Annotated in this window: 10 protein-coding genes; 8 read left to right on the top strand and 2 right to left on the bottom strand. The window is 60.4% G+C overall.

What is annotated here, in order from left to right:
• Positions 1–427 precede the first annotated feature (427 nt).
• Positions 428–1,351, bottom strand: coding sequence for an LpxL/LpxP family Kdo(2)-lipid IV(A) lauroyl/palmitoleoyl acyltransferase (lpxL, locus tag BN1115_RS06910; RefSeq protein WP_042057533.1), 924 nt, complete (start codon positions 1,349–1,351; stop codon positions 428–430).
• Positions 1,352–1,555: 204 nt separating this feature from the next.
• Between lpxL and hldE the strand changes: the two genes are divergently transcribed.
• Positions 1,556–2,983: a bifunctional D-glycero-beta-D-manno-heptose-7-phosphate kinase/D-glycero-beta-D-manno-heptose 1-phosphate adenylyltransferase HldE gene (gene hldE / locus BN1115_RS06915; protein WP_042656606.1), complete on the top strand. Its 1,428-nt coding sequence runs from the start codon at positions 1,556–1,558 to the stop codon at positions 2,981–2,983.
• A 116-nt stretch (positions 2,984–3,099) separates the two neighbouring features.
• On the opposite strand, the gene tolC is transcribed toward hldE, so the two are convergent.
• Positions 3,100–4,425, bottom strand: coding sequence for an outer membrane channel protein TolC (gene tolC, locus BN1115_RS06920; RefSeq protein WP_042656607.1), 1,326 nt, complete (start codon positions 4,423–4,425; stop codon positions 3,100–3,102).
• Positions 4,426–4,730: 305 nt separating this feature from the next.
• Here tolC and nudF point away from each other — a divergent pair, with 305 nt between their 5' ends.
• The 7 genes from nudF to BN1115_RS22195 form a co-directional block, all read left to right on the top strand.
• The gene (nudF, locus tag BN1115_RS06925) at positions 4,731–5,372 is read left to right on the top strand and encodes an ADP-ribose diphosphatase (protein WP_042656608.1); all 642 of its coding nucleotides are present in this window, start codon (positions 4,731–4,733) and stop codon (positions 5,370–5,372) included.
• A gap of 46 nt (positions 5,373–5,418) precedes the next feature.
• Entirely contained in the window at positions 5,419–5,823 is a 405-nt protein-coding gene (locus tag BN1115_RS06930; RefSeq protein WP_050514255.1) for a DUF1249 domain-containing protein, read from the top strand.
• Positions 5,824–5,845: 22 nt separating this feature from the next.
• Positions 5,846–6,664, top strand: coding sequence for a 3',5'-cyclic-AMP phosphodiesterase (gene cpdA, locus BN1115_RS06935; RefSeq protein WP_042656609.1), 819 nt, complete (start codon positions 5,846–5,848; stop codon positions 6,662–6,664).
• A 12-nt stretch (positions 6,665–6,676) separates the two neighbouring features.
• The gene (locus BN1115_RS06940; RefSeq protein ID WP_042656610.1) at positions 6,677–7,264 is read left to right on the top strand and encodes a YqiA/YcfP family alpha/beta fold hydrolase; all 588 of its coding nucleotides are present in this window, start codon (positions 6,677–6,679) and stop codon (positions 7,262–7,264) included.
• Positions 7,265–7,380: 116 nt separating this feature from the next.
• Positions 7,381–9,291, top strand: coding sequence for a DNA topoisomerase IV subunit B (gene parE, locus BN1115_RS06945; RefSeq protein WP_042656611.1), 1,911 nt, complete (start codon positions 7,381–7,383; stop codon positions 9,289–9,291).
• Positions 9,292–9,362: 71 nt separating this feature from the next.
• Positions 9,363–11,657: a DNA topoisomerase IV subunit A gene (gene parC / locus BN1115_RS06950; protein ID WP_042656612.1), complete on the top strand. Its 2,295-nt coding sequence runs from the start codon at positions 9,363–9,365 to the stop codon at positions 11,655–11,657.
• A 46-nt stretch (positions 11,658–11,703) separates the two neighbouring features.
• Positions 11,704–11,910 (top strand): hypothetical protein (locus tag BN1115_RS22195; protein WP_156135270.1); only part of this gene is annotated, 207 nt, incomplete at its 3' end.

The raw sequence follows: 11,910 nt of genomic DNA on the forward strand, positions 1-11,910 counted from the left end.
GATGCTGTAATTCGGCTACATTTCGATCTTTTCTGTTTTGCATGACCATTTTTTGTGACTCAAATCACCAAAGTTGTTTGGTGGTGCCTTTGGTTAAAGGTGACTCAGGTCGCAAATTCAATTTTTGTATTCGAATGGGTCAAGTCACTCAATCACTCATCAGCGGGTGGTGACGATGGATCTATCGAAACCTCTCACTGCTTATCAATGAATCAATAAGTTTGTAACCCGCTTTCAGTTTTTACGGTCGGTGATGAGGGCTCTTTTGCGACTGGTTGATGGGAATGGGCGCCAACATGCAGGATGTGATTGCACGGCTGACGCTCGGGGCGCTTGCTTGCCGCACAGGGCAGACAGCAGATAAAAACAAACCGCCAGCAGGCGGTTTGTCGGTTTTTGCGATCTGGCCCCTGTCGGGGACTGCGGCTTAGTAGAAGCCTGCATCCTCGGGGGAGGGGCGGGTCTTGAAGCGGCGATGGAGCCACATGTACTGCTCCGGCGCCTTGCGCACGGCGGCTTCAATCTCGCGGTTGGCGCGGGCGGCATCGACCATGTCATCCCCGCTGGGGTAGTCGGCGAGCGGCGCCCCGATATGCAGGGTGTAACCCTCGCTGGTGCGGATGTTGTAGCAGGGCAGGGTGACGGTGTTCTTCACCCGCGCCAGGGTGGCGGTGCCGGTGATGGTGGCGGCCTGCTCCACCGCGAAGTAGGGCACGAACACGCTGGCGTGGCTGCCGTAGTCGTGATCCGGCGCGTACCAGAGGGCGTCGCCGTTGCGCAGCGCCTTGATCATCCCCTTCACGTCCATCCGGTCCACCAGATATTTGTTGGAGGCGCAGCGACCGTGGTACTGGGCATACTCCAGCACCGGATTGGTGTTGGGGCGATAGACCCCCACGCCGGGGCGAACCAGCCCGAAACAGCGGGCGTTGAGTTCCAGCGTCAGGAAGTGGCAGGAGAGCAGCAGCATGCCCTGACCTTTTTCCATCGCGGCAATGACATGCTCTTCCCCTTCCACCTTCATCAGGTTGCGCATCCGCCAGTCTGGCCAGAACCAGGCGATCCCCACCTCGAACACGGCGCAGCCCACGCTCTCGAAGTTCTGCTTGAGCAGTTTTTCGCGCTCATCCCGGGTCAGCTCGGGCATGGCCAGTTCCAGATTGCGACGGGCAATCTTTACCCGGGACTTCAATATCCTGGCGGCGAGACGACCGAGCTGACGACCCAGCCACATCTGGCTGCGCCACGGCAGCAGGGTCAGCAGCCAAAGCAGGCCGAGGCCGAACCAGCTGGCCCAGTAACGGGGATGAAACAGGTGGGGCTCCAGGCGGGGAGCGTTGTCATGGGCCATGGCTAATCTCTTGTTCGCAAACACAATCGGGGGATTCTAGCCGAAAAGGGGGGGCGGGGGCGAATGGCAGTGTGCTGGTCAGAGGGGTGGCCTGCGTCCGGTTAGCGTGACAGCGGCGGCAACTGCGGTCGGCTTTTTCTCCACCGAATAAAAGAGTGTGATAAAATCGCCCGCTGATTTTTCAGGTTTTGAGAGTCGATACAGATGAAGATCACCCTGCCCGAGTTTGAAAAAGCCCGCGTTCTGGTCGTAGGCGATGTCATGTTGGACCGTTACTGGCATGGCCCCACCGGCCGGATCTCCCCCGAGGCGCCGGTGCCCGTGGTCAAGGTTGAACACATTGAGGAGCGTCCCGGTGGCGCGGCCAACGTGGCCCTCAACTCCGCCGCTCTCGGCGCCCACGCCGTGCTGCTTGGCCTGACCGGTCAGGATGAAGCGGCCGATGCGCTGGCCGGTCAGATGGCTGGCGTCAAGGTGGCCTGTGACTTCGTTCGTCTGGCCGACTTCCCGACCATCACCAAGCTGCGTGTCCTGTCCCGCAACCAGCAACTGCTGCGTCTGGACTTTGAAGAGCCCTTCCACGCCGTCGATGCCACCCTGCTGATGAGCAAGGTCGAGCAGGCGCTGCCGAACAGCGACGTGATGATCCTCTCCGACTACGGCAAGGGTGCGCTGAACGACGTGCCCGGCATGATCCAGCGGGCCCGCGCCGCCGGTATTCCGGTGATGGTCGATCCCAAGGGCACCGACTTCGAGAAGTACCGCGGTGCCACTCTGCTGACCCCCAACATGTCCGAGTTCGAGGCTGTGGTGGGCAAGGTGAAGAGTGAAGAGGAGCTGGTCGCCAAGGGACTGGAGCTGGTCAAGCGCTTCGAGCTGGATGCCCTGCTGGTCACCCGTTCCGAGAACGGCATGACCCTGATCCGCGAAGGCCAGCCGGAGCTGCATCTGCCGGCTCAGGCCCACGAGGTTTACGATGTGACCGGTGCCGGTGATACCGTGATCTCCACCCTGGCCACCTCGCTGGCGGCAGGCAAGAGCCTGGACGAAGCCTGTGCCTTGGCCAATACCGCTGCCGGTATCGTGGTCGGCAAGCTGGGCACCTCTACCGTTAGCCCGGTTGAGCTGGCCAACGCCCTCTATACCGAACAGGGGACCGGTTTCGGTGTCATGTCCGAAGCCCAGCTGAAAGTGGCGGTTCGTGCCGCCCGTCTGCGCGGTGAAAAAGTGGTGATGACCAACGGCTGCTTCGACATCCTGCATGCCGGTCACGTCTCCTATCTGGCCAATGCGGGCAAGCTGGGGGATCGACTGATCGTGGCGGTCAACACCGATGAGTCGGTTCGCCGTCTGAAAGGGCCGGGTCGTCCGGTCAACCCGACCGAGCGTCGCATGGCCGTACTGGCTGCGCTGGGCGCGGTGGATTGGGTGGTGCCGTTCGGTGAAGATACCCCGCAGCGCCTGATCGCCGAGATCCTGCCCGACCTGCTGGTCAAGGGCGGTGACTACAAGCCGGAAGATATTGCCGGTTACGCCGAAGTGACTGCCAATGGCGGCGAAGTGCGCGTCCTCAACTTCGAAGATGGCTGCTCCACCAGCGACATCATCAAGACGATTCGCGAGCGCGGCTAACGCGCTGCGGGCCCCGCAATCAGGCGGGGCTCTCTATCGGCGGTAGCAAGCCGACAGAAATACGGATAACAAAAAGGCGACCTTGCGGTCGCCTTTTTCATGTCCGATAACGGCTATCAGCCTTTGGTTTTGGCTTTTGCCGTGGCTGGCATCAGACCCTGGTTCACTTCCACCAGATCCTGCGCTTCCAGCACGCCAGCAGCCTGTTTCAAACTCAGGATGTTGAGGATGTAGTTGTAGCGGGCTTCGGAGAGCTTCTGCTTGGCCTCGTACAACTTGCGGGTGGAGTCCAGCACGTCAACGATGGTACGGGTGCCCACTTCGTAACCGGCTTCGGTCGCCTTCAGGGCGCTGTCGGCGGAGACCACGGACTGGCTGTAGGCGCGCACCGAGCCGATGCTGGCGTTCACGTTGTTGTAGGAGGAGCGCACCGTGCTCTGCACCGAGCGGAAGTTCTTCTCCAGCAGCTCGCTGGCGGCCACGTAGTTGAACTGGGCCTGTTTCACTTGCGAAGTGGTGGCGCCACCGCTGTAGATAGGCAGCTTGAAGGTCAGACCGATATTGGCCTGATTGTCATTGCCGCCCGGGATGCTATCCAGTTTGTAATCGGTATTGCTGGTTTGCAGACCGGCGCCCAGATCCAGGGTCGGCTCATGACCGGTCTTGGCCAGATCGATCTGCTCCTTGGCGATATCCTTGGTGATGCGGGCACTGTGCAGTTGCAGGTTCTTGTCCAGCGCCAGCTCCAGCCACTTGTCGGAGCCAAAGGCGGTCTTCTGCGGGCTGAAACGATCGGTGTTCAGCACATCCAGATTGCGGTGATCGATACCGGTCAGCTCGCGCAGGGCTTCATAGCTGTTGGCCAGCTCGTTCTCGGCGTTGATCTCGTCGGCCAGTGCCTGGTCGCGGGAAGCCTCGGCTTCATGGACATCGGTGATGGCGGTCAGGCCCACTTCGAAACGTTGCTGGGTCTGTTCCAGTTGACGCTCAACGGCAACCTTGTTGGCACGGACGAATTCCAGGGTATCCATCGCCTTGAGCACATTGAAATAGGCGGTGGCGCTGCGCACCATCAGGTTCTGCACTTCGAGGTTGTAGGCAACGTCGGACTGGGTGGCGCCTTTCTCGGTCAGGTCCAGATTGACCCAGTTGCTGCGACGATAGATGGATTGATCCAGCGAAAGAGAACCGGAGGCTTTGTTGTTGCTCTGGGTGTCATTTTTGTTTTGCAGGTAGTTCAGACCGGCACCCAGGTTGATCTGTGGCAAGAGCGCAGCACGGGATTCATTGATCTTCTCGAAGGCCTGGTCACGAACGGCTTTGGACTGCAGCAACTGCGGGTCTTTGATCTGGGCTTGCTGGTAGATGTCGAGCAGGTTTTCGGCATGGGCACCGGCACTGACGCCCAGCAACACCATGACGGACAAGAGTGTTCTTTTCATAGATCGTTTTAACCTTATGTAGTAACCCAAACTGGTTGCTGGAGAGGGCAAATATTGTCACCGACCAAGCTTGATTGCAGCTTAATCACTCTACTATAAGCAAAATTTAATGCTAAGAGTCTCAGGTCCGGTGACGGGAACGTCAAGAACCGGACGCAGTTTTCTCCCCGCGCGCCTAGCCAAATGGTCTGTGGCTGCTAAAATCCACCCCTCATTGCCATGGTACGCCGAGTGAATGAACGTTCATTCATGTCCCTCGGATTTTATGGTCAAACTGATACAAGTCAAGCTGACGGGAGTCCCGGATGTCGCAGCAACCCTTGCCGCAAGATCGGCATTACGCCGCCGACGATGTGAAAATCATTGAAAAATCAGCTGGATATAACGGCTTCTTCAAGGTGAATGTCTATCGTCTGCAGCATCGGTTATTTGCAGGCGGCTGGAATCAGCCCATCGTGCGCGAGCTGTTCGAGCGGGGCCATGCTGCCGCGCTGCTGCCCTATGATCCGGTGCGCGATCAGATCGTGCTGGTGGAGCAGTTCCGTATCGGCGCCATGGAGACCTGCCCGACCCCCTGGCTGCTGGAGCTGGTGGCCGGCATCATAGACCCAGGTGAGGTCGCTGAAGACGTGGTTCGCCGCGAAGCGGTGGAAGAGGCGGGGATCGAGGTGGCCCGCTGCGAGCACGCCATCAGCTATCTGGTGAGCCCGGGTGGCAGCACCGAGCGGATCGAGGTCTATGTGGGCGAGGTGGATGCCAGCAAGGCCGAAGGGCTGCACGGTCTGGCGGAAGAGGGCGAAGATATCCGGGTGCACGTGGTGAGCCGCGAGCAGGCCTACGCCTGGCTCAAAGAGGGGCGCATCGACAACGCCGCCTCGGTCATCGCCCTGCAGTGGCTGGCTCTCAACCACGGCGAGCTGCGCGCCCGCTGGCTGGCGGATCGCTGAGGTGGCGCTGACCCTGCAGCAGAGCAGGCGCTATGTGCCTGATCTGATGTCCTTGCAGCGTACCTGCGAGGTCAACTACATGGCATTGATGAAACTGCTGCCGCCTGATGGTGAGGTCGGGGCCGAGCGCCGCTATCGGGTCGGCAACGATCTGCAGTTCCAGCTCACCATCATTGGCGAGAGTCGCTTCACCAGTCAGGTGATCCTGAGTCAGCACAACCCCGAATTGCCCGAATATCTGCAGGCTCAAATCGAGATTCGTTTGTACCATGATGTGCGGATGGCGGAAGTGTGTGCAGCGCAACAGATTTCCCGTTTGCAACCACGTTATGATTATCCCAATAAAAAGATGCACCAGCGGGACGAAAAGGAGCAGGTAAATCTGTTTCTGGCCGAATGGCTAAAATTTTGTCTCAGACATGGTACCAGCCCGATCAATATCTCCAGTTGAACATATAAAAAGAAGCGTGATTTTGGAAACAGAGCTCCCCCAGGCGCAGGACGGCAGTGTGCGCCTGTTGCAAATTACCGATACCCACCTCTTCGCGAGTGCCGAAGGGCGGCTGTTGGCTGTGCGCACCGCAGAGAGTCTGGCCGCCGTGCTGGAACAGGTGCAGGCCAACGAACACCCCTATGAGGTGATTCTGGCGACCGGCGATCTGTCGCAGGATCACAGCCCGGAATCCTATCAGCGTTTTGCCTCCATGATGGCGCCTCTGGGCCGCCCCATCTACTGGCTGCCCGGCAATCACGATGACAGCCCGCTGATGACCGAATATCTCCATGCCGCCGGGATCAGCGAATCCAAGCAGCTGGTGGGCGACCACTGGCAGGTGATCCTGCTCGACACCCAGGTGCGCGGCAAACCCCACGGCATGATTGGCGATCACCAGTTGGCCGCCCTCGACCGCGCCTTGCGCCAATATCCTGATCGCCACGCTCTTATCACCCTGCACCATCAGGCGGTACCGGTGGGCTGCGCCTGGCTGGATCAGCACAATCTCAAGAATGCCGATGACCTGTTCGCCGTGCTGGCCCGTCATCCGCAGCAGAAAACCATCCTGTTCGGCCACGTTCATCAGGAGTTTGACGAGGTGCACCGCGGGGTGCGACTGATTGCCAGTCCCTCCACCTGCATCCAGTTCAAACCGCTCTGTGATGGCTTCGCGCTGGATGAGTCCGGCCCGGGCTGGCGCTATCTCACCCTCTATCCGGATGGGCGGGTGGCCAGCGAGGTGTGGCGCCTGCCGGTGGGGCAGTTTGTGCCCGACCCTGATGCCACCGGTTATTGAGGAGAGCATTACATGAAGTCGGTTCTCCTTTATCTGCACGGTTTCAACTCCTCACCGGGCTCCGCCAAGGCGCAGCAGATGGCTGCCTGGGTGGCCGCCAACCGGCCCGACATCGAGGTGATCATTCCGGCCCAGCCCAATACGCCAGCGGCGGCCTGGGCGGCCATCGAGCAGACCATTGCCGATCTGCAGCGTCGTTATGGCAACGAATTCAAGCTCGGTGCCGTAGGCAGCTCCCTCGGCGGCTTTATGGCGACCCGGGTGAGCGAACAATACGGTTGCCGCGCGGCGCTGATCAATCCGGCGGTGCGTCCGCACGAGCTGCTCCGTGATTACCTCGGCCCCCAGACCAATCCCTATAGCGGGGAGCAGTACCAGCTGCTGCCTGAGCATATGGATGAGCTGCGGGCGCTGGCGGTACCGGTGACGGCGCCGGATCGACTCTGGATCCTGCAACAGCAGGGTGATGAGGTGCTCGACTATCGCAAGGCGCTGGATGAATACCGCTTTGCCCGTCTCTCGCTGGAGTGCGGCGGCGACCACGCCTTCGTGGCGTTCGAACGCTATCCTGCCCAGATCATCCACTTCCTCGGGTTATAAAAGGGCGGTCTCGCCCTGCTTGTCCTTCTCCAGATCAAGCTTTCGGCGCGGGGCGTTTGTCCTGCCCCCGCCTAGCAGTTAAGATTCCCTCCAAACGTCAATTCGCAAGGCCCTCCATGTCTACTCAATACAATGCGGATGCCATTGAGGTCCTCAATGGCCTTGAGCCGGTGCGTCGTCGCCCCGGCATGTATACCGACACCACCCGGCCCAACCACCTCGGCCAGGAGGTCATCGACAACAGCGTCGATGAAGCGCTGGCAGGTCACGCCCGCAGTCTGGAGGTGATCCTGCATGAAGACCAGTCCCTCGAAGTGATCGACGACGGCCGCGGTATGCCGGTCGATATCCACCCGGAAGAGGGGGTCAGCGGGGTGGAGCTGATCCTCTGCAAGCTGCACGCGGGCGGCAAATTCTCCAACAAGAACTACCAGTTCTCCGGCGGTCTGCACGGGGTGGGTATTTCGGTCGTAAACGCCCTCTCCGATCGGGTCGAGGTGACGGTGCGCCGCGACGGTCAGGTCTACGACATCGCCTTCGAGCGTGGCGAGAAGGTGCAGGAGCTGACCATCACCGGCACCTGCGGTCGTCGCAACACCGGCACCCGGGTGCGCTTCTGGCCGCAGGCGAGCTACTTCGATTCGCCCAAGTTCTCGGTCACCAAGCTGGAGCACCTGCTCAAAGCCAAGGCGGTACTCTGCCCCGGCCTCACCATCAAGTTCCTCGACAAGAACACCGGCATCAAGCTGGAGTGGTGCTACGAAGATGGCCTCAAGGATTATCTGGTCGATGCGGTCAAGCAGTTCACCTGCCTGCCGGAGCAGCCCTTTATCGGCTCGTTCAGCTCCGAACAATCGGCGGTGGACTGGGCGCTCTGCTGGTTGCCGGAAGGGGGCGAATGCCTTGCCGAATCCTATGTGAACCTCATTCCCACCGCGCAGGGCGGCACCCACGTCAACGGTCTGCGTCAGGGGCTGCTCGATGCCATGCGCGAGTTCTGCGAGTTCCGCAACCTGTTGCCGCGCGGGGTCAAGCTGACCCCGGAAGATATCTGGGATCGCTGCGCCTACATCCTCTCCATCAAGATGCAGGATCCGCAGTTTGCCGGTCAGACCAAGGAGCGCCTCTCCTCCCGCCAGAGCTCGGCGTTTGTCTCCGGCGTGGTGAAGGATGCCTTCAGCCTCTATCTGAACAGCAATACCGAGCTGGCAGAGCAGATCGCCGAGATCTGTATCAGCAGCGCCCAGCGCCGGATGCGCGCCGCCAAGACGGTGGTGCGCAAGAAGATCACCCAGGGCCCGGCGCTGCCCGGCAAGCTGACCGACTGTAACTGTGCCGACCCCATGCAGGGTGAGCTGTTCCTGGTGGAGGGTGACTCCGCGGGCGGCAGTGCCAAGCAGGCGCGGGATCGCGAGTTTCAGGCCATCATGCCGCTGCGCGGCAAGATCCTGAACACCTGGGAAGTGGAGGCCGGTCAGGTGCTCGCCTCGCAGGAGGTGCACGACATCTCGGTGGCCATCGGGCTCGATCCCGACTCAGAGGATCTCAGCGGCCTGCGCTACGGCAAGGTATGCATCCTCGCGGATGCGGACTCGGACGGTCTGCACATCGCCACCCTGCTCTGCGCCCTCTTTGTGAAGCACTTCCGCACGCTGGTCAATCAGGGCCACGTCTATGTCGCCATGCCGCCCCTCTACCGGATCGATATCGGTAAAGAGGTCTACTACGCCCTCGACGAGGACGAGAAGAACGGCGTGCTGCAGCGGGTTGAGGCCGAGAAGAAGAAGGGCAAGGTGATGGTGACCCGATTCAAGGGTCTGGGTGAGATGAACCCGAAACAGCTGCGGGAAACCACCATGGATCCCAACACTCGCCGTCTGGTGCAGCTCACCATGGAGCCGGCAGGAGAGAGCGAAGGGGATGCGGCTGACGAGACCCTGCAGCTGATGGACATGCTGCTGGCCAAGAAGCGGGCGGGCGATCGCCGCGAGTGGCTGGAAGAGAAGGGCAACCTGGCCATCATCTAAGCCGTCGGTCACCTGCCGACCCGCATTTCAGGCGTGCCCTCCAGGGGCGCGCCATAGCAAGAGAAAAACATATGAGTGATGCTATCGAGCTCAGTCTGGACGGGGTAGAGCGCCAGCCAATGCGCACCTTTACCGAACAGGCTTACTTGAACTACTCCATGTACGTCATCATGGATCGGGCCTTGCCGCATATCGGCGACGGTCTCAAACCGGTGCAGCGGCGCATCATCTACGCCATGAGCGAGCTGGGTCTGTCGGCGCTCTCCAAGCACAAGAAATCCGCCCGTACTGTGGGTGACGTGCTGGGTAAGTACCACCCCCACGGCGACAGCGCCTGTTATGAAGCCATGGTGCTGATGGCCCAGCCCTTCTCCTACCGCTACCCGCTGGTGGACGGTCAGGGCAACTGGGGGGCGCCGGACGATCCCAAATCCTTCGCTGCGATGCGTTATACCGAGGCGCGGCTGTCGCGCTTCTCCGAGCTGCTGCTCTCCGAGCTCGGCCAGGGCACGGTGGAGTGGACGCCGAACTTCGACGGCACCATGAAGGAGCCGGTGGTGCTGCCCGCCCGTCTGCCGCACATCCTGCTTAACGGGGTGACCGGTATCGCAGTGGGGATGGCGACCGACATTCCGCCCCACAACGCGCGGGAAGTGGCTTACGCCTGTGCCGAGCTGCTCGACAACCCCGATGCGGGTCTCGATGCACTGATGCAGCACATTCAGGGGCCGGACTACCCGACCAACGCCGAGATCATCACCCCGCGCGACGACATCCGCAAAATCTACGAGACCGGCAAGGGCTCCATCAAGCAGCGGGCGGTCTGGAGCGAGGAGGATGGCGACATCGTCATCACCGCGCTGCCCCATCAGGCCTCCGGCGCCAAGATCATGGAGCAGATCGCCGCCCAGATGGTGGCGAAAAAGCTGCCGATGGTCACCGACCTGCGCGATGAATCGGACCACGAAAACCCGACCCGTCTGGTGATCATCCCCCGCTCCAACCGGGTGGATGTAGAGGGGCTGATGGCCCACCTGTTTGCCACCACGGATCTGGAGAAGAACTACCGGGTCAACCTCAACATCCTCGGCCTCGACAACCGACCGCAGGTGAAGACCCTCAAGATGATCCTCTCCGAGTGGATCATCTTCCGCCGCGAGACCGTGCGTCGCCGTCTGCAATTCCGCCTCGACAAGGTGCTGGCTCGCCTGCACATCCTCGAAGGCTTGCTGGTGGCCTACCTCAACATCGACGAGGTGATCGAGATCATCCGCACCGAGGATGAGCCGGGCAAGGTGATGGTGGAGCGCTTCAATATCAGCGAAACCCAGGCCGAAGCGATCCTCGAGCTGAAACTGCGCCATCTGGCCAAGCTGGAAGAGTTCAAGCTGCGCGCCGAACAGAACGAACTGGCCGAAGAGCGCGACAAGCTGGAGCTCATTCTGGGCTCCGAGCGTCGCCTCAACACCCTGCTCAAGAAAGAGCTGCTGGCCGATGCCGAGAAGTACGGCGACGATCGCCGCACCCCGCTGGTGGAGCGTGCCACCGCCGTGGCGCTGACCGAGAAGGAGCTGATTCCCAGCGAACCGGTCACCGTGATCCTCTCCGACAAGGGGTGGGTGCGCGCCGCCAAGGGCCACGATGTCGATGTGGCGGGGCTCTCCTACAAGGCGGGGGACAGCTATCTGGCCCACGCCTGTGGCCGCAGTAACCAGCAGGCGGTGTTCCTCTCCACCCTGGGGAGAACCTACGCCCTCGAATCCCACACCCTGCCATCCGCGCGCAGTCAGGGCGAACCGCTCACCGGCCGCTTTGCGTTGGGGGCTGGGGAAGAGGTGCGCCATCTGGTGATGGGCAACGAGGGTGAGCCCTACCTCATCTGCTCCGATGCCGGTTACGGCTTTGTCTGCACCTATGACGATCTGATCGGCAAGAACAAGAACGGCAAGGCGCTGCTCACCGTGCCGGAAGGGGGTCAGGTGATGGCACCCCAGAAGATCGGCTCGCCGGAGACCGATCTCTGCATGGCCATCTCCAACGAAGGGCGCATGCTGCTGTTCCCGCTTAACACCCTGCCGGTACTCGGCAAGGGCAAGGGCAACAAGCTCATCAGCATACCGTCGGCCCGGGTCAAGGCGCGGGAAGAGTTTATGGTGATGGCCGCCATTATCCCGCAGGGGCAATATGTCACCCTGTTTGCCGGCAAGCGCAAGCTGACCCTCAAACCTTCGGATCTTGACTACTACCGCGGCGAGCGCGGCCGCCGTGGCGCCAAGCTGCCCCGTGGTTTGCAGCGCGTTGATCGCATCGAAATTGAACCTGCCGCCGGTGCCGAGCCGGTCGCGGAGGAAAGTCAGGAAGGGTAATTAAAATAGAAGGGCGCGAAAGCGCCCTTCTATTTTGGAAGGGACAATGGATATATTATGTTTTTTTGCTAATGCAGTTTTCATTGGTGATGAGATTACTTATTTTGATGATGGTGGCTGGTCTAAAAACAAAATAACATTTCATGCTTTTGGTTATGATGTTGAATGGACTCAAAGAAATGGTTTTAATAAATCATTTATAAATGACCGACATTATGAATTTATAGAGACATCTAGGGAAGGTGCGAACAAG

Source organism: Aeromonas allosaccharophila, from assembly GCF_000819685.1.
Lineage (GTDB): Bacteria > Pseudomonadota > Gammaproteobacteria > Enterobacterales > Aeromonadaceae > Aeromonas > Aeromonas allosaccharophila.